Raw genomic sequence first — 19,768 nt, forward strand, 5'->3', positions numbered from 1 at the left:
CCCCTGACGCTCCCGCTGTACGCTGGGGCGCAGGAGGCACTTTATGGGACTGTTGCTGCTGGCCGTATTTCTGCCCGTCCTCGCCGTGATCTTCTTTGCCGCGCGCCGCCAGGACCGCCTGAACCGCGCGATGGCCGACATCGACCGCGCCCCGGCGGAGGCGGGCTACGTCGGCCCGCACTTGCCCGGCCCGTTCTAGCCGGGGGCGCCCCGCAAGCCTAAAGACTCGCTCTGCGCGCGCCGGCAACGGCCCTGCCTGCCGGAGCGTATGCAGGGCGTATGGACCTCTTCACCGGACTGCTCTCCTCGCTGGGCCTCTCGGGGGCGGCGGGCCTGAACGCCTATATTCCGCTGCTCGTGGTGGGGCTGCTGACCCGCGCGGGGGTCATGCACCTCGCGCAGCCCTTCGACCTGCTGGCGAACCCCTGGGTGCTGCTGGCGGTCGCGGCAGTGGGCGCGCTGGATTTCGTGGGCGACAAGATTCCCGGCGTGGACCACGCCCTGCATCTCGTGGGCGGTGTGGTGAACACGGCGGCGGGCGCGGTGCTCTTCGCCTCGCAGGCGGGCGTGGCCGACGTGCCCCCCGCCCTGAAGCTCGCGCTGGGGCTGGTGGTGGCGGGGGGGGTCCACGCGACCCGCACGGCCGTGCGCCCGGTCGCCACCGCCACGACGGGTGGCCTGGGCAACCCGGTGATCAGCGCCGCCGAGGACGCCAGCAGCCTGGGCCTGAGCGTGCTGGCGGTCTTTGCGCCCATCCTGGCGGTGTTGGGCCTCGCGGGCCTGGGCGTCGTCGCCTACCGCCTCTGGAGCCGGGTGCGCGGCTGGCGGCGGCGGGCGCTGTAGGTCGGGGTGGTTCCTCCCGCTGCGGAGGGGGTCTTGTGGCCTGACTGCGCCGGGTCAGGCTCTACCGGCGGGCGGTGGGGGGCCGGAGAGACCTGTCGTCCTGGGAAGGATCGACCCCGCCCGGCCCGGCCGACTCAGGAGCCAGGACGCCCCGCTCGACCTGGCCCTGCCACGTCGCTCAGCCGCGTTGCGACTGCACTTCCTGCCAGACCTCGGCCAGGGGCACGCCTTCCTCATGCCAGGAAAATTCGGTGACATACGCCGTGTCACCCGCGAAGCGCACGCCTGCCCGGCGCCGGAACTCGTCCAGGGTCCAGCCCCAGGCTCCGGCGCGGCCGATCAGGGCCGCAAGCTCCTCACGGCTGTTCAGGACGTGGTGGCCGAGCACCGTGCGGTTGCGGGCATAGGACAGGAATTCGGCTTCGTCGTTCATTTCCCCGGGTCTCCCTCTGGCCGGTCACTCACAGGCCAGACCGTCGCCGTCGCCGTCCAGCCCGGCCCGGTAGCCGGGGTCGCCGCGCCGCAGGGGAGCGGCCCCGGCCGCGCGCACGGCGGCGCAACTGGCGTAGGACACGGGGCGCCGGTCGGGCGGCGTGGCTTTGGTCGGAGCAGGCGCCGACTGCACGCCGCAGCCGTGAAGGGGCAGGGTGTAGGGGCTGGCCGCCGCGCGGTTGACCCGGTAGCCCAAATCCTCGAGCGCGCCCAGCGTGATGGGGCTGACGGGATTGACCCGCCCGGTGTAGTCGCCTGCGTCTCCGGACAGGATCTCCGAGCATACGGTGGACCCGGCCCAGTGCCCGGCGTCGGCGTCGAGCGGAATCCGGTCGCCCCGGCCGCCCAGAGCGCGGTAGGCCGCCACGCCCCTGGCCCCGGTGTAGTAGAAGCGCCCCGCACTCCGGGTGACCAGGGAGCGCTCGTCGGACGCGCCGCTCAGCGACACGCGCGCGTCGGCTTCCCAGAGGGTCCCCACCCCCAGGGCATGCAGCGTCTCGTGGATCATGGTGTCGGTCAGGTCGGCGGCCGACAGGTCGCCCAGCCCGCGCGCGTTCAGGCTCACCGCGCCGTACACCGGCAGGTAGGAGCCGTCATGCAGGTCGCAGGGCCACGCCTCGGCGTACAGGTCCTCGTCCAGCGGCAGCACGCGCACGAACACGAAAAAGTGGTCCACCCGCCCCCGCACGGCCGGCAGGCCCTTGTCGCAGGCTTCGGCGTCGCCGGGCAGCGTGACCGGCACGAACGGCGAGGCGATCAGCTTCGACACGCGCGCCGCTGCCGCGCGCACGGTCGCCTGCTGCGCCGCGCTCGGTACCTTGCCCACGAAGCGCACCTCGACCGTGAAGGGGACAGCCTGCTTTGCCTCGGCCTGCTTCGCTGTGGCCTGGGCCGCCGACCCGGACGACAAACCCAGCAGGCCCGCACAGCACAGGCTGGCGCACAGGCCGGGGAGGGCAGTCCGGAACAGGAGTCGCACGTTGGGAACCAGCGTAGCGCCGGAAGCCGGGCCAGGGATAGCGGAGCAGGACACGCCCCCGGACGGGTGGGGACGTGTCCTGCTCCGCCGCGCGGCGGGGTGGTCCGCTCAGCGGTTCATGATGTGGATGGCCTGCTTGTGGACCGCCTCGGCGGCTTCCAGCACGCTCTCGCCCAGGGTGGGGTGGGCGTGGATGGTCAGGGCGATGTCGCTGGCGGTCGCGGCCATTTCCAGCGCCAGGCCGGCCTCGCCGAGCATGTCCGAGGCGTGCGGGCCCACGATGTGCACGCCCAGCAGCAGGTCGGTGTCCTTCTCGACGACCATCTTCACGAAGCCGTCGGTCTGTTGCAGCGTCATCGCGCGGCCCGAGGCGCTGAAGGGGAAGTTGCCGGTCTTGACCTCGTAGCCCTTGTCCTTGGCTTCCTGCTCGGTCAGGCCGACCCAGGCCAGTTCGGGCGAGGTGTACACGACGCCCGGAATCGCCACGGCGTCCTGGGCGGCGGGCTTGCCGGCGATGACCTCGGCGGCCACCAGGCCCTCCTTCATGGCCTTGTGGGCCAGCATGGGGTTGCTCGCCACGTCACCGATCGAGTAGATGTGCGCCACGTTGGTGCGCTGCTGCTTGTCGGCCGGAATGAAGCCGCGGTCGGTGACGTTCACGCCCGCCGCCTGCGCGTTCAGGCCGTCGGTACGCGGGCGGCGGCCCACGGCGACCAGCACGCGGTCGAAGACCTCGGTGCGCTTCTCGCCGGTCTTGACGTTTTCCAGCTCGACGTGTACGCCGTCTTCCTTCTTCTCGGCCTTGTTGGCCTTGGTCTGCACCTCGACGACCACGCCCTGCTTCTCCATCGCCTTCTGGAAGGCCTTGACCGCGTCGGCGTCGGCGCCGGGGATGATGTTCGGCAGGAACTCGATCACCTTGACCTTGCTGCCCAGGTTCGTGTAGATGTTGGCGAACTCGAAGCCGATCACGCCGCCGCCCACGCACAGCATCCGCTCCGGCACGGGGCTGGGCAGCACCAGCGCGCCCGTGCTGTCCACGATCCTGTCCTGGTCCACGTCGAGTCCGGGCAGCCGCGCGGGGTCCGAGCCGGTCGCGATGATGAAGTTGGCGGCCGTGTAGGTCTTGTCGCCCACCTTGACGGTGTGGTCGTCCACGAAGCTGGCCTGGCCCTGGAGGTGCGTGACCTTGTTGGCCTTGAACAGGCTGCCTACGCCGCCCGTGAGTTTCTTGACGATGCCGTCCTTCCAGCCGTTGAGCTTGGCGATGTCGAGCTTCTGCTCGCCGAAGGTCAGTCCGAACTCGGCGGCGTGGCGCGCGCCCGCCACCGTCTCGCCCGCGTGCAGCAGCGCCTTGGTCGGAATGCAGCCCACGTTCAGGCACACCCCGCCCACCGCCTCCCGCTCGGCGCAGGCGACCTTGAGGCCCAGCTGCGCGGCCCGGATCGCTGCGTGGTAGCCGCCGGGCCCGGCGCCGATCACCAGCACGTCAAAGTCAAAGCTTTTGGTCATGCGGGCAGTCTAACGTGCCCCCCCACGGCTGTCTGTGCCCGGCCCGGAGAGTCGGACGCGCGGCATTGACAAGGGCGGGTGGTCAATGCCGCGGAGGCGACTGCCGCTCCGCGCTCAGGCCTCCAGGAAGTCGGTGACCACGCGGTTCAGGACCCACCAGCCCTCGGGGGTGGCGCGCAGCCGGTCGCCGTCCAGGGCCAGCAGGCCGCGCGCGACGTTGCGGGCCAGGGGCCGGGCGTAGCGCTCCCGCACGTCCAGGCCGCTGCGGCGCGCGAGGTCGGCGAGGTCCAGGCCCTCACGCAGCCGCAGCCCCATGAACAGCGCGTCGGTCACGTACTCCTCGGGGTCGATGCCTTCGGGGTCGCCCGCCGCGCCGGTCAGCCACTCGTGCAGGTGCGGGTTGGTGCGCCGGGTGGTGAGCAGGCCCGGCTCCCCGGCGGCTGGCCCATGCCCGGCCGGGTAGTGTCCGGCCGCCCCCGGCCCCAGCCCCAGGTAGGTGCGCCCCTGCCAGTAGGCGCGGTTGTGGCGCGACTCCTGGCCCGGCAGCGCGTAGTTGCTGATCTCGTAGCGCGCGAAGCCCCGCGCCTCCAGCAGCGCCTCGGTGCGCTCGAAGCCCGCGCGCTCGTCGTCCTCCTGCACGGTCACGCCCCGGCGCGCGAACTCGGTGCCCGGCTCGACCGTCAGGGTGTAGGCGCTGACGTGCCCCACGCCCAGCTCGACCAGCCCCTGGATATCGCGGTCGAGCGGCTGCCCCGGCACCGCCGTGATGAGGTCGCCGCTGACCCGGAAGCCCTGCGCGGTGAGGGTCTGCACGGCCTCGCGGGCCTGCGCCGCCGTGTGCTGGCGGCCCAGGAAGCGCAGCGTGGCGTCGTCGAGGCTCTGCACGCCCACCGAGGCCCGGTCAAAGCCCAGGTCGCGCCAGTGCGCCGCGCGCTCCCCACTCACGGTGCCGGGGTTGATCTCCAGCGTGTTTTCCAGGCGGCCCCAGCCCAGGTGCCGCCGGACGCTGCCCACCAGCGCCTCCATCTCGGCCCCGCGCAGGAAGCTGGGGGTGCCGCCGCCGAGGTACACCGTCTCCAGGTCGGTGGGGTAGGTGCGCGCCAGCCACGCGGCCTCCTCCTCGATGCGCGCCAGATACCGCTCGACCATCCCGGCCCGGCGCTCCAGCACATGAAAGTCGCAGTAGGGGCAGATGCTGGGGCAGAACGGCACGTGCACGTACAGGTGCCGCACCGGCCCGGCGACGGGATCGGGGACGGGGAGGGAAGGGGCGGCGCTCACGCGGCGGAGTCTACCCACTGGGCCAGGCGGCGATTGGGGCCCAGTGGGTAGACTCCGGCCATGACCGATGCGCGTACACGCACCTACACCTGGCAGGACCCGGCCCAGACCCTGGAGCGGGCGCGGAATCTCAGCGGCCTGGAGTACCTGCGGGCGATGGCGCGCGGCGAGCTGCCCGGTCCGCCCATCGCCGCCGTCCTGGGGATGGCGTGGCCCGCCCCCGAAGATTTCAGCGAGGGCCGCGCGGTGTTCCGGCTCACCCCCCGCGAGGACCTCTACAACCCCATCGGGTCGGTGCACGGCGGGGTGTACGCGACGCTGCTCGACTCGGCGGTGGGCTGCGCGGTCCAGACCACCCTGCCGGCCGGGGTGGGCTACACCACCCTGGAACTCAAGGTGAACTACGTGCGCCCCCTGCGCGTGGGCGGCCCGGAGGTGCAGGCGGTCGGGCAGGTCGTCGCCTCGACCCGCCAGACCGCCGTGGCCGAGGGCCGGCTGGTGGACGAAGCGGGCAAGGTCTACGCCTACGCCTCGACCACCTGTCTGATCCTGCGGCCCTGAGCCCAGGAAAGCCTGAGCTAGCGCCCGTGCGGCGTCGCGTCCATCCAGGCTTCGAGGGCGGCGCGCACGTCCGCCGGGGCCGTCACCACGACCGCCGTGCCCAGCGAGGCGGCGGCGCTGGCCGGGGGGCACGCGCCGCTGGGGGCGTCCGGGTGGGCCGCGCCGGTCCAGGCCGGAAACGCGCCGCCCTCGCGGTAGGTCAGGCCGCCCGCGCCGTCCAGGGTGCGCTCCGGCACGTCCAGCGCAGGGCCGCCGGAGAGGGGGGCCGGGGCCACCACCAGCACGCCTCGCGGGTTCAGCTCGCGCGCGGCGGCCAGCAGCGGGGTCAGGCCGTCGTGAATGAGCAGGACCGCCTCGCCCTTGCCCTCCACGGCAGCGAGGGCTTCGCTCAGGCCGGGAGCCAGTTCGGGGGGGCGGCCACGAGCCAGCGGTGTCCCCCGGCGCGGCCGCCGAAACTCGCGCAGGCGCTGCCGTACACGTCCTGCCAGGTGCGGGTGTGCTGCATGGGCCACAGGATAGGGGAGGGCGGCTACACTCGCCCCATGACTGCCTCCTTCCCGGCCCCCCGCACGCACGGCGCGGCGCGCGTCTGGTCCCTGTCCACCGGCCCCCTCCAGGAAAACGCCCTGCTGGTCGCGGGCGAGGAGAACGCAGGTTTCCTGATCGACCCCGGCGACGAGGCCGCCCGGCTGCTGGCGCTCGTGCGCGCGTCGGGGGTCACGGTGCGGGGCATCCTGCTCACGCACGGACATTTCGACCATATCGGGGCGGTGCAGGAGGTCCGGGAGGCGCTGGGCGTGGCCGTACACCTGCACCCCGCCGACCTGCCGCTGTACCGCGCCGGGGCCGCGTCGGCGGCGCGCTGGAACCTGCCGTTCACGCAGCCCGCCGACCCCGACGCCGATCTGGTGCAGGGGCAGGTCCTCACGGCGGGCGACCTCTCGCTCACCGTGCGCGAGCTGCCGGGGCACGCGCCGGGGCACGTGGTGTTTGTCGGCGACGGTTTCGTGATCGCGGGCGACACCCTCTTCGCCGGGGGGATCGGCCGCACCGACCTGCCGGGCGGCAACCACCCGCAGCTCCTGGCGGGCCTCGCCGCCGAACTGCTCACGCTGCCCGACCCGACCGCCGTCTACCCCGGCCACGGCGGGGCCACGACGGTCGGGCGCGAGCGCCAGACCAACCCGTTCCTGCGCTGAGGCGCCCAGGGGTCAGCGGCTGATGTCGTAGCCCGTCACCTTGGCGGCGGGACGCGGGTTGGCCGTGCCCAGCGGCTGGCTGCGGTCGTAGAGGTTCCAGCCGCGCGAGACCTTCATGGCGGGCAGGGCCTCCTCGCCGCCGGCCCAGGGCAGCTGCTCGGGCAGCGAGACGGCCGGGATGTCGCCCCCCGCCGGGCTGAAGATGAGCCACTGGCGGTTGCGCGCGAAGGGCTCCCCGATGGTGTAGGTGCCCGAGCCGTCGGTGTCGTTGTACGCGACGACCTGATATACGCCCGCCACGTCCGGCAGGACGGGCAGGTCCACACCGAAGTTCAGGCCGCCCGTGGCCGGGGCCGTGCTCTGCGACAGGTTGCCCCGGTTGGTGAAGATGTTGGGGATACCGGTGCCCACCAGCGCGAAGCGCGGCGCGCTCCAGGCCGAGGTGCCCGCGAGTATGCCGCTCAGGTCGTGACCCTCCGGCGGGGTCGCCGTGCGCGCGCAGGCGGTCAGGGCCAGAGGCAGGGCAACGAGGGCCAGGCCGGACAGGGAACGCTTCATGAAGCCCAGCGTACCGGCCCGGCCTGACGGAGGGGTGAGGTCTTCAGCCCTTGGTGAGAATGCGCACGCTCAGGACCTCGTCGGGCGTGGCCCCGGCGATGGGGGTCTCGCTGCCGCTGCTCGTGTCGCTCGTGCGGGTCAGCTTGCCCAGCACGTCCTCGCCGGTCACGACCTTGCCGAAGATGGTGTGGCGCCCGTTGAGGTTCTCGGTCGGCCCGAAGGTGATGAAGAACTGCGAGCCGTTGGTGTTGGGGCCGCTGTTGGCCATCGCCAGTTCGCCCGCGCCACTGAAGGTCAGCTTGCTGCGGATCTCGTCGGCGAAGCTGTAGCCGGGGCCGCCGCTGCCCCAGGCATCCTTCTTGGCCGTGTCGGTGCTCTGCGGGTCGCCGCCCTGCGCCATGAAGCCGTCGATCACGCGGTGGAAACGCGTGCCGTCATAGAAGTGGTTGCGCGCCAGCGTCACGAAGTTGTTCACCGTGACCGGCGTCTCCTGCTCGTACAGGTCCACGAGCACCTGCCCCTTGTCGGTGTCGATCAGGGCGTAGTAGTCCTTGCCCTGTTGCAGCGTCATGGCCGGCTCGGTCTTGAACTCGCGTACCGGCGACTGGCTCAGGAAGGGCACCAGGGTGTAACCGCTGGGCAGCGCCCCGGGGGTGGTCACGGTGGCGCCCGAGGCGGCGCCCGTGGCCGTGCCGGCCGAGTCGGTGCCGGTGCTGGCGGTCTCGGTGCTGTTCGTCTCCGTGGTGGCCGGGGTGGTGGACGTGGTCTCCGCTTTCTTCTGGCAGGCGCTCAGGGTGAGCAGGGCGGTCAGGAGCAGGGCAGCCTTCTTCATCGCCCCGCAGTCTAGCGGTCCGGCATGAGGCGCAGATCAAGGGTGCAGGGGCAGCGCCCGCGCCGCAGTTGCCGCCTTGCCCTACACTACGGGGCGTGATTGTGACCATCGACGGCGTGGCGGCCAGCGGAAAATCCAGCGTGTCCTCGGGCGTGGCCCGCGCGCTGGGCGTGCCCTACGTCAGCAGCGGCCTGCTGTACCGCGCCGCCACCCTCCTCGCCCACGAGGCGGGCCTTGCTCCCCACGACCCGGCCCTGTTGCCCCACCTGGAGGCCCAGCCCCTGCGCTTCGAGCCCCTGGCAGGCGGCAACCGGCTGTGGCTGGGAGAACGCGAACTGACGGCCGACGTGCAGTCGGCGGCGGTGGACGCCGGGGTCAGCGCGGTCGCCGCCCGGCCCGAACTGCGCGCCTGGGTGGACCGGCGGCTGCGCGCCCTGACGCCGCCCTTCGTGGCGGAGGGCCGCGATATGGGCACGGCCGTCTTTCCGCAGGCGCAGGCCAAGTTCTACCTGACGGCCAGCGCGCGGGTGCGGGCCCAGCGCCGCGCCGCCGAGCGCCCCGAGGCCGTGGACGAGATCGAGGCCGCCCTGCTCCGCCGTGACGAGCACGACCGCGCCCAGAGCGTCCCGGCCCCCGAGGCGCACGTCATCGATACGGGTCCGCTGACCCTTCAGGGTGTGATCGACACGATCCTGGCCGCGCTGCCGCAGGGCGCGGCGCCTGCCCGGACAAGCTGACGCCGCGCCCGCACCGGGCATGGTATCCAGGGACCATGGATTCTTTCGACGCCCGCGCGCTGCAACTGGCCTTCGACCTGACCACCAGCAACACCTACGAAGGCAAGGTGGGCCAGGGCTATGTCGAGGCCCGCGCTGCCGATATCCGCCGCGTGTTCAACATCCTCTCGGGCCGCTCCCCCGAGGACCACGGCGCGCCGGTGCCGGCTGCGCCCGAGGCCAAGAAGCGTCCGGCACCCAAGGCCAAGGCGCCCGAACAGCCCTGAGCCCGGGAGAGCTGCCCCCGGCCGCGCCCCGTTCAGGGTGACCCGGCCGGGGGCGCGGCCGTCGGTGACCGGCAACGACAAAGAGAAGAGGCGTCTCCGTCTCCGGAAACGCCTCCTGTTCTGGTGGAGCTGAGGGGATTCGAACCCCTGACCTTCTGAATGCCATTCAGACGCGCTCCCAACTGCGCCACAGCCCCGCTCTCTCGCCTCTCTCAAGGCTCAGCCAGAGTAACAGTGGCCGGTGAAGTTGTCAACGGGTCCGGGCGGCGAGCAGGTCGGCGGCCCGGGCGACCCCGCAGGGCGAACTAGACTGTCGGCATGAGCCTGTCGCCCCTGCCCACCCTGGAAAGGGTGCTGACCCGCCCGGAGACGGCGTCATCCGCCGACCTGGGGGCCGTGCGGGCGGCGGGCCTCGGGGGGGCGCTGCGCCCACGCCTGCCGGAGGACCATCCCCTGCGCGCCGAGTTGCGCGCCGACGCCCTGCGTCTGGGGCTGCGACACGCGCAGGTGCGCGCCGAGGTGCGGGCTCTGCTGGAGGTCTGGGCGGCCGAGGGCATTCCAGTCCTGCTGTTCAAGGGCTTCGCGCTGGCCGAATTCGAGTACGCCTCGCCCGGCGAGCGCATCTACGGCGACGTGGACGTGTTGTTGCCGGAAGACCCGGCGACCGTGTGGCGCGCGGCGCACCTCGCGCTGGCGCACGGCTGGTACAGCGACGGCCAGCACGCCGACCCCGTCACCTGGAACCACGAGACGATGCACCTCTACAGCCCGGACGGCCATGTCCGGCTGGATGTCCACCGCTACGTGGTGGGTCTGCGGGCGGGCGTTAGTCCGCGCCGCGCCGCCGGCCTGACGTCGGGCCTGTGGGCGCGGGCCCGGCACCTCGACTGGGAAGGCGTGCCGCTGAACCTGCCCGGCGCGCTCGACGCCGCCGTGCTGAACGTGGCGCTGGGCCGCAGCTGGGGCGGCGACAGCGGGGGCCTCAAGCCGGCCGACTACCTCGACCTCGGGGTGCTGGGCGCGCGGCATGGCCTGACGCCGGCGGACCTGGCGACCCACGCGGCGGCGCTGGGAGCGGCGCACACCTGGGCGGCCTTCACGCAGCTGTGTGACCCCCGGAACCGCCGCCTGATTCTCAGCCCCGCGCGGACGGTGCCCGTGATCCGTGCGGGCCTCCGTGCAGACGGCGTTCATGCCCGGCTGGGGCGCTGGCGGGAGCGCTTCGGGCATCTGCGGCGGGTGTGGCCGCTGCTGCCGGTGTCGCTGCTTGACGCGCTGGCTGCGCGCGGGGCCACGGCGCGCGGGCGCGATCCGCGCGGGCACCTGCGCCGCTGGACGCCGCCGGGACCGGTTCGCCGCCTGCCGCTGCGCGCCGTGCAGGACCGGATCATGGTGGTCGGCTGGTGGACCTGGGTGCTGTATCCCCGGCAGCGTCGCCGGGGGGTGTGCGTGCCGCGCGCCTACGCGAGCTACCGCAGCCTGCGCCGGGGCGGCCATCCGGTGCGATTTGTCAGCGGAGTCGCGCCGGGGCCGGGCGGCGTCCACGGGCACGCCTGGATCGAGGACGACCGGGGCGCGGTCGAGGCCTACGGCGAACCCGAGAACCGCCGCCGTTTCCGCGAGCTGTTCAGCTTTCCGGACCCTGGGGACGCGGGGGGGCCTCGCCAGGACTGAGCAGGGCGCGCACGGCCGGCAACAGCGCCTCGCGGTCCAGCGAAGCGGGCCCGAGCCGGGGCAGCAGCCGCGCGACCCCCGCCTGAACTGCCGTGCGGGCGCAGGCCGTGAGAGGCACGCCGGTCGCTTCCCAGGCGGCGCGCACACGGCCCGGCAGGTCCAGCGCGCCGGGGGTGCCGGGGTCGAGCAGCAGCAGTCGGGTCAGCTGCGCCCCCGCCCCGGACCCGGCCGAGGCGGGGGCGCCACGCAGCGGCAGCCGGAGCTTGCCGTGCGCGTCACGGCCCTGCGCGCGGGCCAGAGGCAGCAGTGCGGGCGCGAAGCGGTCCAGACTGTCCTCGTAGGCCCGCAGGTGCCGGTCGAGGCCGGTGACCACGCCACTCGGCGCGTGCCAGAAGGCGCGGTCCTCGGCCAGGACATGCTCGCCGGCCGCGTGCAGCCGCAGCGCCGCCGTGCTCTTGCCTGCTCCGCTGACCCCGGTGAAGGCCACCGCCCGCCCGCCGGCCGCCACCACCGCCGCGTGCAGCGGCAGCCAGCCCCCCGCACGGTGCAGCTCGGTGAAGGCCAGCGCCCAGAGTTCGGGGGACGCGCCGCCGGGGCCGCAGACCACCCGGCCCCCGTCCGGCGTGACCCGCACCCACAGCTGGCCGTCCAGCCACAGGTCGTCGCCCGCAGCGGTGGCCCGCAGGTCACGGCCCATCACGGTCAGGGTGTGGGTGCGGGTGTCGGCCGGCGGCGCGGGCAGCTCGCCCATCTCCAGCAGGAACTCGCGCCGGTGCGGGTGCCAGGGCGCCGCCCCACCTTCCCAGAAGTCGCGCAGCTCGGCGTCCAGCTGGGGGGGCAGGGCCGACCTCACCTGTGCCCCCAGGCTGAGCCAGCCGGGCGCGGGCCGACGGCTCAAGCGGGCCGGACCAGATCGCGGCCATGCAGCGCGTCCAGCACCGCCGTCACGTCCGTCAGCGCCTGCTCGGGCGGCAGGCCATAGCGCTCGGCCAGCAGGTCGGCCAGCGCCGCGCCGGTCTGCGGCAGGGCCTGCCAGATCAGCCGCCCCGAGGGGTTCAGGCTGAACATCTCGCTGCGGCCCGGGTGCATCAGGACCAGTTCACCGTCCAGGTCGGTCGCCAGTACGTCGGGATTGGCCTGCCACATGCTTCTCAGCATAGCGCCAGCTGCGGCCAGACCGCACCGGACTCCGGGTCAGCAGCCTGACAGAGCCCAGACGTTCAGGACGCACATTTACAAATGCTGAACTTCGTCTATCTTTCCTACAGAATTCTTACATCTCTATTTCATCCCCAGGAGTGACATGTCCCAGTCTTTCAGCCGTTCCGTTTCGCCTCAGGCCGCCCCCTCCCAGACTGCCGAGCAGGCCCCCTACGAGGCGCCTCGGGTCCGCGACCTCGGGGCCTGGCAGGCCCTGACCCTCATCTACTCGGTGCCCTTCAACGGCAGCCCCACCGTGAACAGCGACAGCGGCCTGCCGAGTTTCGGCATCTGGAAAAACAAGTTCTGAGGCCCGTGCGCCGCCGCGCCGCCTCCTGATCCGGTTGCCCTGCGGGGCCGCCGACCCCTTCGCCTCCACCGCTCTGCCTGCTTCTCAGGAGAATCATGTCCTCGACCCGTTTCGCCCTGCGTTCCGCTTCCTCCCTGCTGCTGGGCCTGCTGGCCCTGAGCGCCTGCGGCCAGCCCGCCAGCCAGACCCCCACGGCACAGACGCCGGTCGCCCAGACCCCGGCCCCCGCGCGGCCCCTGCGCTCGCTGGGCCTGTACGAGCTCAAGGTCAGCGGCCTGGGCACCCAGAACCTCCAGGCCAACATGGAGCGCGCCGGCGGCCTCTCGGCGCAGGCCAGCGAGGTCGGCGGCCTGAGCTTCACGCCCTACAGCACGGTCAATCTGGTCGACAGCAGCAAGAAGGTCATCCACATGACGGCCTCCTTCACGGTGACGAACAACAGCGGCGCGGCCGTGGTACTGCCGACCTACGTGCCGGTGGACACCGACGGCAGCCTCGCCACCCAGGGCGAGACGCCCTTCCTGAAGGTGCGGACGCGCACGGGGGCGGCGGCCAGCTCGACCGGCCTGAAGCCCGAGCGTTCCTACCAGCAGTCGGGCACCGCCATTCAGGAAGACCCGAACGCCACCCCGCTCGTGGGCGACCTGGACACCGGCGCGCTGGACCTGAACCTGCCCGCCGGCACCACCGCCCCCGGCATCAGCCACCAGGGCTGGCAGGCCACGCGCCTGGAAGCCGGGGCCTCGCAGGTCGTGAATTTCGCCGTCAGTGTGCCGATCCAGGGCAACGACATCAGCGACAGCGACCCCTTCAGCTTCAGCATGCTGGTCGCGGCGGCCGACAGCCCGGCGGCCCTCAAGCTGACCAACGTCGCCTCGGTGCAGGGCCAGACGCCGAGCGGCGACGCGGCCTCGCCCCTGGCCGGGCAGACGGTGACGGTCGAAGGCGTGGTCACGGCCGACCTCCGTGCAGGGACCCTTCAGGGCTTCTATGTCCAGGAAGAGGGCATCGACGCCGACGGCGACTCCACCACCAGCGACGGCGTGTTCGTGTACTGCGGGACCAACTGCGCCAACGTGAGCAGCTCGACCATCGGGGTGGGCGACCGCGTACGCGTGACCGGCACGGTCGGCGAATTCGTCACCGCGACGCAGATCACGGCGGGCGCGGGCGGCGCGGCGCTCGTCAAGGCCGGGGTGGGCATGCCCGCTGCGACGACCCTCAAGCTGCCCCTGGCCTTCACCGAGCGCGAACGTTACGAGGGCATGCGCGTCACGGCCAGCGGCGTGGTGACCAACAACTTCACGCTGGGCCGCGGGGGGAGCTTCGACATCGCCGACAGCCGCCTGCAGACCTTCACGCAGGTGAACGCGCCCAGCACGGCCGGCAACGCCGCCTACACGGCCGACCTCAAAAACCGCTTCATCCGGATCGACGACGGCACCCGTGCGCAGAATCCCGATCCCGAGGTCTTCGCGCGCGGCGGCCAGCCCCTGAGCGCCGACAACACCCTGCGCGGCGGCGACACCGTGACCGCGACCGGCGTGCTGGGCTACAGCAACGACGGCTGGACCGGCATCGGCAGCCTCGACACCTACCGCATCCACGCCTCGGCCCAGAACGTGCAGGTGCAGGCCACCAACCCCCGCAGCGACACACCCGACGCGGTCGGCGGCAGCCTGCGTGTCGGCAGCATGAACGTGCTGAACTTCTTCACGTCGCTCGTGACCTCCAACTCGGGCTGCACGCCCAACGGCACCGATAGCGCCAACTCGCGCGGCGCGAACAACTGCGACGAGTTCCTGCGCCAGCGCACCAAGACCGTCAAGGCGATCCTGGGCCTGAACCCCGACGTGCTGGGCCTGCTGGAAATGCAGAACGACTTCGACAAGGGCGCGAACAGCTCGGTGGCCAACCTCGTCGGGGCGCTGAACGCCGAGGCGGGGGCGGGCACCTACGCCTACATCAACCCCGGCGCGAAGGTCGGCACCGACGCGATCTCGGTCGCCATGATCTACAAGCCCGCCTCGGTGTCGCCGGTCGGGCAGCTCGCCAAGCTCGACAACAGCTACGACCCGAGCTACATCGACAACTGCAGCCGCCCCACGCTGGCGCAGACCTTCCAGAGCAACGCCAATGGCGGGCGTTTCACGGCCGTCATGCTGCACCTCAAGAGCAAGGGCAGCGCGTGCGGCGCACTCGGGGATACCGACCGGGGCGACGGCCAGGGCAATGCCTGGAAGGCGCGCGAGCAGGCGGCGGGCGTCATCGGCCGCTGGCTGGCGACCAACCCCACCGGCATCCAGGAAGACGACCGCATTCTGATGGGCGACTACAACGCCTACGAGATGGAAACGCCGCTGAGCATCCTGGCGGACGCGGGCTACGGCAACCTGTTCTCCAGCAGCGCCTACTCGTATCAGTTCGACGGTCAGTGGGGCAGCCTCGACCACGCCCTGGCGAGCGCGAGCCTCAAGGCCCAGGTCACCGGTCAGACCAAGTGGCACATCAACTCGGACGAGCCCACGGTGCTCGACTACAACACCGAGTTCAAGACGGCCAATCAGATCAGCGGGCTCTATGCCCCGACGCCCTTCCGGGGCAGCGACCATGACCCGGTGCTGGTCGGCCTGAACCTGACGGCGCAGGCCCCCCTCGCCTCAGCGGCCAGCACTTCCCTGAGTGCCAGCCCGGTCAGCCTGTCGGTGACCAGTGGCGGCGCGTCGGCCGGCAGCACGGTCACGGTGAGCACCCAGAACTACTCGGGCGGCAACCTGACAGTGAGCACCAGCAATGCGGCGGGCCTGACGGTCAGCGCCCCGGCCACGGCGGCGCCCAACGGCAGCTTCACCGTGAGCGTCACCGCCCCGGCGGGTACGGCGGCAGGCACCTATCCCGTGACCGTGACGACGGCGGGCGACGGCGGCACGCCGAGCAGCAACCTGACCATCAACGTGAATGTGAGCCGCCCCGTCAGCGCGACAGTCAATCACCTCGTCATCAGCCAGGCCTACGGTGGCGGCGGCAACAGCGGCGCGACGCTCAAGAACGATTTCGTCGAGCTGTTCAACCCGAGCACGAGCGCACTGTCGACCAGCGGCCTGTTCCTGCAATACACGAGCACGGCAGGCACCTTCAGCAGCACCGCTGGCAGTAGCAACAACCTCGCGCTGCCGGCCACGATCATCCAGCCAGGAGCGTACTACCTTGTTCAGATGGCCGCCGGTGCGGGCGGTACCCAGAACCTTCCCGCACCGGACGCCACTGGCGACGCGGCGATGAGTGCCACCGGCGGCAAGATCGCCTTGGTCACCAAACTCGGGACCCTCTCCGGCCCGACCGACAATACTGTCGTGGACTTCGTGGGTTGGGGCGCGGCCAACGCCTTCGAGGGGTCTGCCGCTGCTCCGGCTACCGCCACCAGCACCTCGGGCACCACCGGCATTCTGCGCAAACAGAACGGCTGCACCGACACCGACCAGAACGGCAGCGACTTCGCGGCGGCGGCCCCCAGCCCCCGCAACAGCACTGCTCCGGTCAATACCTGTAACTGAGCCTCCCTCAACAGCAGACTGCCCAGCGCCGAATTGGTCTGGGCGGTCTTTTTACGCCTTTGTCCCTCAGTCCCGCCCCAACTCGTAGAACGTCTCGGTGGTCACGCGCTCGGGGTACTTGCGGATGAAGTCCACGGTGCTCAGCGCCTGCGAGCGGTGGCAGGCGATGGCCTGCAGCTTGCGCGTCACGTGCGCGCTCACGTCATGGCGCACGTTGGGGGCGATCCAGGCGGCGCGCAGCTCCTCGTTCTCGGGCGGCGTGTCGCTGGCGTAGTACCACAGCCGGGGCCGCTCGCCCTCCGGGAGGCTGTCCCAGGCGGCCTTCACGGCGCGGTGGGCCGTGACGTGGTCGGGGTGTCCGTTGCTGCCGTTGGGCGGAAAGGCCAGCACGGTCTCGGGGCGCCAGCGCACCATCGCCTCGCGCGCCACCTCGATCAGCGGCTCCAGCGGCTCGCGTTGCAGGTACTTGTCGGGAAAGGTGTGCTGCTCGTGCACCGTCAGCCCGATGACCTCCAGGCAGGCGGCGAGTTCGGCGGCGCGCATGCGGGCCAGTTCCTCGGGGCCGTCGCACAGGCCCAGGGTGCGGCCTGCCTCGCCGCGCGTCAGGGTCACGAGGCCGCAGGCGTGGCCCTCGGCCAGATAGGTCATCAGGGTGCCCGAGGCGCCGTATACCTCGTCGTCGGGGTGGGGCAGGATGAGCAGGAGTTTCAGGGGAGCGGCGTCCGGAGAGGTGGAGGCGGTCATGCGGCCCAGGATAGGCGCGTTGGCCGATTCGCGGCCGTGATGCTGGCGCATAAGGTGAGGCATGGCCCCCTTCACCCTGCGCGACGCCCACCTCCCGGACGACTTTCCTGCCATCGCCCGCGTCCTGAGCGCGGCCAGCCCCGACTGGCCCGTGACGCCCGAGTTGTTGCGGCACGAGCACGAGGGCCGCGACCCCGCCCTCTACTTCACCCGGATCGTGGCCGAGCAGGACGGCGAGGTGGTGGGCGTGGGCGGCCTGGGGCACGACAGTTTTTCCTTCGAGGAGTGGCGTTACGGGGGGCGCGTCGCCGTGCAGCCGCAGGCGCGGGGCCGGGGCGTCGGGGCGGCGCTGTATGCCGAGCTGTTGCGGCGCGCGCAGGACCGCGGCGCGCGCGAGCTGCGCACCATGCTCAGCGATCTGCCGCAGGACCGTCCCGGCGTGGCCTTCCTGACGGCGCGCGGCTTCCAGCCGGCCTGGGACCGCTACGAGTCGAGTCTCCACACGGCCGATGTGGACCTGGGGGCCTTCGGGGACCTGCTGCGGGACGTGGCGGCCCAGGGGACCGAGTTGCGCCCGCTGGCCGAACTGCGGAGTGACCCGGACTGCGACCGCCGGCTCTATGAACTCGACTGGCTGCTGTTCCAGGACGTGCCGCTGGGCACCGAACTCACCCGCCGCTCGCCCGAGCAGTGGGTCCGGGACGAGCTGGACGATCCCGATCTGCGCCCGGAACTGTCCTTCGTGGCCGTGGACCCGGCGCGCACGGACCCCCTCACCGGCCCCTATGTCGGCTACAGCACCATCGGCTGGAACGCGGCGGGCGACTACGGCTACATCGGCATGACGGGTGTGCTGCGCGAGTACCGGGGGCGCGGACTGGCGAAGGCGCTGAAGGTCGCGGCCATGCGCGCCCTGCACGCAGCGGGCGGCGGCCAGATCCGGACCTTCAACGACGCGCCCAACCGGGCCATGATCGCCATGAACGAGGCGCTGGGCTTCCGGCGCACCGCGACCCGTACCCGCTACGAGCTGCGGCTGGTCCCCCAGGGCGTAGACTCCGGTGCGTGACGCCCGCCCCCCGCCCCCCGGCCCCATACGGCTGCCCATGCTGCTGAGCGTGGATTGGGACGCCTTTTCCGGCACGCGCGAGCTGGTCTTCGACGCGCCGGTCTGGGGCACGCGCGACCGCGACCGGGACCGCCTGGGGGCGTGGGAGGCGCGGGCGGCGCGGCGCGGCGGGGGCGGCTGGGCCGCGCTGGAGGAAGAGTTTCCGCTGTATCCCGGCTGGGAGGCGCTGACGGCCTACGCGGGCGTCCCCGCCTGGATCACGCTGAGCCACGCCGACGCCTGGGCCTGGCTGGAGCGCTTTCCGGGCGAGGACGTGCTGAACCTCGACTCGCACCACGACCTCGCCAGCTTCAGCGGGGACCCGGCGCGGCTGCGGCCGGGCAACTGGGCGGGGCTGGGCCTGCGCGCGGGTCTCATCGGCCACTACACCTGCGCCTACCCCGAGTGGCACGCCCGGCTGCCGGTGGCCGAGGGGTTCGACCTGGAGCGGACGGGGGCCGAACTCGCGCCCCTGCTCCCGCCGGAGGTCCGCGCGCGCGCCGACCTGACGCGCGCCGCCCCACTGCCCGACCCGGCCGAGGTCCGCGCCGTGCTGCTGGTCCAGTCGCCCGCCTGGACCAGCCCCGCGCACGACGCCGCCCTGTGGGCGCTGGCCGGCGCGCTGAACGCCGCGCCGCTCGTGCCCCCCCTGCACCGGCCCTGGCCGGGCTGAGCCCGGTTCAGATGCGGGCGTGCGGAGTCGCCGACTGCTCTATGCTGAACGGTACGCCGGGCAGACCCCCCATCCCGGCCGGAGACTGACCATGACTGTGTCCCCCGCCGGAGTGCGCTGAAACGTATGGCCCCGCCCGCCGAGTCCGCCCCGTTGCCCCCGACCTACCAGGTGGGCCTGTTCGCGCTGGTCCACCGCCAGGACACGCTGCTGCTGGTGCGGCCCCATGAACTGCTGCTGCCCGGCGGCCCCCAGAGCCTGCCGGGCCTGCTGCTCGGCGCGGTGTCCAGCGGCCTGGGCACGGCCGAGAACGCGCTGCGGCGCACGCTGCTCTCGCAGGTGGGCATCTCGGTGGGCGACCTCGTGCTCGTGGGCAGCCATGTCACGCGCGCCGGCCCGGAGGCGACCTACGCGCGCCTGAACCTGATCTTCGGCACCGAATACTGCTCGGGCATCCTCAATCCTCAGCCGGACGTGCTGCGCACCGCCCTGTGGATTCCGCGTGCCCAGCTTGCGGAGCATGTGCCCCACTGGCTGCGCGCGGCGATGGAGGCGCTGCCCGGCCCGGCGGCCGCACGCGCCGAACTGGTGCCGGCCGCCGGGGGCCTGAGCCTGTTCGGGCGTCGCCGGGGGCCGGACCCCGAGAAATGAAAGTGGCCGCGCGCCTCTCCCGACCGGGAAGGGCGCGCGGCGCGGCTGAGCGGGAAAGTTACTGGACGCCGCCCAGGCCCAGGGTGACGTTGGCGCGGGCGGTCGTGCGGTCGTAGACGCACTGCATGGTGGCCTGCGCCAGCGGGCGGCGGGCCTCGCCGTTGCCGGCGGCGATCAGGACCGGCACGGCCAGACCGAGCTGACCGGGGGCGGCTTCCTGCACGCCCTGCACGATCTGGCTGGGCGTGGCGACGGTCTCGACGACGGCGCGTTCGCCCTGGCGCAGCTGGTTGGCCTGGGTCAGCGCCTGGCCCAGCGGCACCGACTGCCCCTGGAGGTTCAGGCTCAGTTCGTTGGGCTCGTGCAGGCGCTCCTTGCAGGCCTCGATGAACTTGTACTTGCTGATGCCGTAGGCGTCGCGGTCGCTGTACAGCGGATTGTGGCGCGCGGTGAAGACCGTGACGAAGCCCAGCAGCAGCACGCTGAGCAGAATCGTCAGCCACAGCAGGATGCGTCCCTTGTTTCTCCCGGCCTGGGTCACGTTGCGCGCAGTCATAATGCCCTCAGCATACCGCGCCGCCACGAGGCGACCGT

The 19,768-nt window shown here is 72.2% G+C and carries 23 protein-coding genes and 1 tRNA gene; 12 read left to right on the top strand and 12 right to left on the bottom strand.

Annotated elements, in window-relative coordinates; all coding sequences use genetic code 11:
• Positions 1-43: 43 nt before the first annotated feature.
• Complete coding sequence (locus DGO_RS23715) at positions 44-199, top strand: hypothetical protein (protein ID WP_014683616.1); 156 nt, start codon at positions 44-46, stop codon at positions 197-199.
• Between the two features lie 80 nt (positions 200-279).
• The gene (locus tag DGO_RS01055; RefSeq protein WP_014683617.1) at positions 280-843 is read left to right on the top strand and encodes a DUF4126 domain-containing protein; all 564 of its coding nucleotides are present in this window, start codon (positions 280-282) and stop codon (positions 841-843) included.
• 178 nt (positions 844-1,021) lie between these two features.
• On the opposite strand, the gene DGO_RS01060 is transcribed toward DGO_RS01055, so the two are convergent.
• The 4 genes from DGO_RS01060 to hemW all read right to left on the bottom strand — a co-directional run bounded on the left by DGO_RS01060 (position 1,022) and on the right by hemW (position 5,107).
• Entirely contained in the window at positions 1,022-1,276 is a 255-nt protein-coding gene (locus DGO_RS01060) for a hypothetical protein (RefSeq protein WP_014683618.1), read from the bottom strand.
• Positions 1,277-1,300: 24 nt separating this feature from the next.
• The gene (locus DGO_RS24105; protein ID WP_050920637.1) at positions 1,301-2,314 is read right to left on the bottom strand and encodes an excalibur calcium-binding domain-containing protein; all 1,014 of its coding nucleotides are present in this window, start codon (positions 2,312-2,314) and stop codon (positions 1,301-1,303) included.
• 108 nt (positions 2,315-2,422) lie between these two features.
• Positions 2,423-3,826, bottom strand: a complete 1,404-nt coding sequence (gene lpdA, locus DGO_RS01070) for a dihydrolipoyl dehydrogenase (RefSeq protein WP_014683620.1) — start codon at positions 3,824-3,826, stop codon at positions 2,423-2,425.
• A gap of 114 nt (positions 3,827-3,940) precedes the next feature.
• The gene (gene hemW, locus DGO_RS01075) at positions 3,941-5,107 is read right to left on the bottom strand and encodes a radical SAM family heme chaperone HemW (RefSeq protein ID WP_050920638.1); all 1,167 of its coding nucleotides are present in this window, start codon (positions 5,105-5,107) and stop codon (positions 3,941-3,943) included.
• Positions 5,108-5,167: 60 nt separating this feature from the next.
• On the opposite strand from hemW, the gene DGO_RS01080 reads away from it, so the two are divergent.
• Complete coding sequence (locus DGO_RS01080; RefSeq protein ID WP_043800467.1) at positions 5,168-5,668, top strand: PaaI family thioesterase; 501 nt, start codon at positions 5,168-5,170, stop codon at positions 5,666-5,668.
• Positions 5,669-5,685: 17 nt separating this feature from the next.
• Here the strand turns inward: DGO_RS01080 and DGO_RS01085 are convergent, their stop codons facing one another.
• Positions 5,686-6,039: a hypothetical protein gene (locus tag DGO_RS01085; protein WP_226991409.1), complete on the bottom strand. Its 354-nt coding sequence runs from the start codon at positions 6,037-6,039 to the stop codon at positions 5,686-5,688.
• Positions 6,040-6,210: 171 nt separating this feature from the next.
• On the opposite strand from DGO_RS01085, the gene DGO_RS01090 reads away from it, so the two are divergent.
• A complete protein-coding gene (locus DGO_RS01090; RefSeq protein ID WP_043800470.1) occupies positions 6,211-6,867 on the top strand; it encodes an MBL fold metallo-hydrolase in 657 nt (218 codons plus the stop codon).
• Positions 6,868-6,879: 12 nt separating this feature from the next.
• Here the strand turns inward: DGO_RS01090 and DGO_RS01095 are convergent, their stop codons facing one another.
• Together DGO_RS01095 and DGO_RS01100 are read right to left on the bottom strand one after the other, a co-directional pair.
• Positions 6,880-7,425, bottom strand: coding sequence for a hypothetical protein (locus DGO_RS01095; RefSeq protein ID WP_014683624.1), 546 nt, complete (start codon positions 7,423-7,425; stop codon positions 6,880-6,882).
• A 43-nt stretch (positions 7,426-7,468) separates the two neighbouring features.
• Complete coding sequence (locus tag DGO_RS01100) at positions 7,469-8,257, bottom strand: peptidylprolyl isomerase (RefSeq protein WP_043800472.1); 789 nt, start codon at positions 8,255-8,257, stop codon at positions 7,469-7,471.
• A gap of 95 nt (positions 8,258-8,352) precedes the next feature.
• Between DGO_RS01100 and cmk the strand changes: the two genes are divergently transcribed.
• On the top strand, positions 8,353-8,994 hold the full coding sequence (gene cmk / locus DGO_RS01105) for a (d)CMP kinase (protein ID WP_014683626.1): 642 nt from the start codon (positions 8,353-8,355) through the stop codon (positions 8,992-8,994).
• 35 nt (positions 8,995-9,029) lie between these two features.
• The gene (locus DGO_RS01110; RefSeq protein ID WP_014683627.1) at positions 9,030-9,260 is read left to right on the top strand and encodes a hypothetical protein; all 231 of its coding nucleotides are present in this window, start codon (positions 9,030-9,032) and stop codon (positions 9,258-9,260) included.
• A 121-nt stretch (positions 9,261-9,381) separates the two neighbouring features.
• Here DGO_RS01110 and DGO_RS01115 read toward each other — a convergent pair.
• Positions 9,382-9,457: transfer RNA gene (locus DGO_RS01115), tRNA-Ala, on the bottom strand.
• A gap of 121 nt (positions 9,458-9,578) precedes the next feature.
• Between DGO_RS01115 and DGO_RS01120 the strand changes: the two genes are divergently transcribed.
• Positions 9,579-10,934, top strand: a complete 1,356-nt coding sequence (locus DGO_RS01120; RefSeq protein ID WP_014683628.1) for a lasso peptide biosynthesis B2 protein — start codon at positions 9,579-9,581, stop codon at positions 10,932-10,934.
• Here DGO_RS01120 and DGO_RS01125 read toward each other — a convergent pair.
• Complete coding sequence (locus DGO_RS01125) at positions 10,888-11,832, bottom strand: DUF2267 domain-containing protein (RefSeq protein ID WP_145975217.1); 945 nt, start codon at positions 11,830-11,832, stop codon at positions 10,888-10,890. The two genes, DGO_RS01120 and DGO_RS01125, sit on opposite strands and share 47 nt — an antisense overlap.
• Positions 11,829-12,080 carry a PqqD family protein gene (locus DGO_RS01130; RefSeq protein WP_043802853.1) on the bottom strand — a complete coding sequence of 84 codons (252 nt, stop codon included), beginning with the start codon at positions 12,078-12,080 and terminating at the stop codon, positions 11,829-11,831. Before DGO_RS01130 ends, DGO_RS01125 begins: the two co-directional genes overlap by 4 nt.
• Positions 12,081-12,237: 157 nt before the next feature.
• On the opposite strand from DGO_RS01130, the gene DGO_RS01135 reads away from it, so the two are divergent.
• Positions 12,238-12,444 (top strand): hypothetical protein, encoded by a 207-nt coding sequence (locus tag DGO_RS01135; protein ID WP_014683631.1) that lies wholly within the window; start codon positions 12,238-12,240, stop codon positions 12,442-12,444.
• 95 nt (positions 12,445-12,539) lie between these two features.
• A complete protein-coding gene (locus tag DGO_RS01140; protein ID WP_083847163.1) occupies positions 12,540-15,998 on the top strand; it encodes an ExeM/NucH family extracellular endonuclease in 3,459 nt (1,152 codons plus the stop codon).
• A gap of 66 nt (positions 15,999-16,064) precedes the next feature.
• Here DGO_RS01140 and DGO_RS01145 read toward each other — a convergent pair whose 3' ends face one another.
• Complete coding sequence (locus DGO_RS01145) at positions 16,065-16,742, bottom strand: PIG-L deacetylase family protein (protein WP_014683633.1); 678 nt, start codon at positions 16,740-16,742, stop codon at positions 16,065-16,067.
• A gap of 61 nt (positions 16,743-16,803) precedes the next feature.
• Between DGO_RS01145 and DGO_RS01150 the strand changes: the two genes are divergently transcribed.
• The 3 genes from DGO_RS01150 (at position 16,804) to DGO_RS01160 (ending at position 19,174) form a co-directional block, all read left to right on the top strand.
• Positions 16,804-17,811 carry a GNAT family N-acetyltransferase gene (locus DGO_RS01150; protein ID WP_043800474.1) on the top strand — a complete coding sequence of 336 codons (1,008 nt, stop codon included), beginning with the start codon at positions 16,804-16,806 and terminating at the stop codon, positions 17,809-17,811.
• Positions 17,812-17,848: 37 nt separating this feature from the next.
• Complete coding sequence (locus tag DGO_RS01155) at positions 17,849-18,523, top strand: hypothetical protein (protein ID WP_014683635.1); 675 nt, start codon at positions 17,849-17,851, stop codon at positions 18,521-18,523.
• 126 nt (positions 18,524-18,649) lie between these two features.
• Positions 18,650-19,174, top strand: coding sequence for a hypothetical protein (locus tag DGO_RS01160; RefSeq protein ID WP_014683636.1), 525 nt, complete (start codon positions 18,650-18,652; stop codon positions 19,172-19,174).
• A 58-nt stretch (positions 19,175-19,232) separates the two neighbouring features.
• Here the strand turns inward: DGO_RS01160 and DGO_RS01165 are convergent, their stop codons facing one another.
• Positions 19,233-19,730: a hypothetical protein gene (locus DGO_RS01165; RefSeq protein WP_014683637.1), complete on the bottom strand. Its 498-nt coding sequence runs from the start codon at positions 19,728-19,730 to the stop codon at positions 19,233-19,235.
• Positions 19,731-19,768 lie beyond the last annotated feature (38 nt).

The sequence above is a fragment of the Deinococcus gobiensis I-0 genome (assembly GCF_000252445.1).
Lineage (GTDB): Bacteria > Deinococcota > Deinococci > Deinococcales > Deinococcaceae > Deinococcus > Deinococcus gobiensis.

Bases quoted from the DNA above. Each gene is read 5' to 3' on its own strand.
- lpdA (WP_014683620.1), bottom strand. From the start codon at position 3,826: ATGACCAAAAGCTTTGACTTTGACGTGCTGGTGATCGGCGCCGGGCCC.
- DGO_RS23715 (WP_014683616.1), top strand. From the start codon at position 44: ATGGGACTGTTGCTGCTGGCCGTATTTCTGCCCGTCCTCGCCGTGATC.
- DGO_RS01145 (WP_014683633.1), bottom strand. From the start codon at position 16,742: ATGACCGCCTCCACCTCTCCGGACGCCGCTCCCCTGAAACTCCTGCTC.
- DGO_RS01155 (WP_014683635.1), top strand. From the start codon at position 17,849: ATGCTGCTGAGCGTGGATTGGGACGCCTTTTCCGGCACGCGCGAGCTG.
- DGO_RS01165 (WP_014683637.1), bottom strand. From the start codon at position 19,730: ATGACTGCGCGCAACGTGACCCAGGCCGGGAGAAACAAGGGACGCATC.
- DGO_RS01150 (WP_043800474.1), top strand. From the start codon at position 16,804: ATGGCCCCCTTCACCCTGCGCGACGCCCACCTCCCGGACGACTTTCCT.
- DGO_RS01120 (WP_014683628.1), top strand. From the start codon at position 9,579: ATGAGCCTGTCGCCCCTGCCCACCCTGGAAAGGGTGCTGACCCGCCCG.
- DGO_RS01055 (WP_014683617.1), top strand. From the start codon at position 280: ATGGACCTCTTCACCGGACTGCTCTCCTCGCTGGGCCTCTCGGGGGCG.
- DGO_RS01090 (WP_043800470.1), top strand. From the start codon at position 6,211: ATGACTGCCTCCTTCCCGGCCCCCCGCACGCACGGCGCGGCGCGCGTC.
- DGO_RS01095 (WP_014683624.1), bottom strand. From the start codon at position 7,425: ATGAAGCGTTCCCTGTCCGGCCTGGCCCTCGTTGCCCTGCCTCTGGCC.
- DGO_RS01110 (WP_014683627.1), top strand. From the start codon at position 9,030: ATGGATTCTTTCGACGCCCGCGCGCTGCAACTGGCCTTCGACCTGACC.
- DGO_RS01100 (WP_043800472.1), bottom strand. From the start codon at position 8,257: ATGAAGAAGGCTGCCCTGCTCCTGACCGCCCTGCTCACCCTGAGCGCC.
- DGO_RS01135 (WP_014683631.1), top strand. From the start codon at position 12,238: ATGTCCCAGTCTTTCAGCCGTTCCGTTTCGCCTCAGGCCGCCCCCTCC.
- DGO_RS01060 (WP_014683618.1), bottom strand. From the start codon at position 1,276: ATGAACGACGAAGCCGAATTCCTGTCCTATGCCCGCAACCGCACGGTG.
- DGO_RS01140 (WP_083847163.1), top strand. From the start codon at position 12,540: ATGTCCTCGACCCGTTTCGCCCTGCGTTCCGCTTCCTCCCTGCTGCTG.
- DGO_RS01080 (WP_043800467.1), top strand. From the start codon at position 5,168: ATGACCGATGCGCGTACACGCACCTACACCTGGCAGGACCCGGCCCAG.
- DGO_RS01160 (WP_014683636.1), top strand. From the start codon at position 18,650: ATGGCCCCGCCCGCCGAGTCCGCCCCGTTGCCCCCGACCTACCAGGTG.
- DGO_RS01130 (WP_043802853.1), bottom strand. From the start codon at position 12,080: ATGTGGCAGGCCAATCCCGACGTACTGGCGACCGACCTGGACGGTGAA.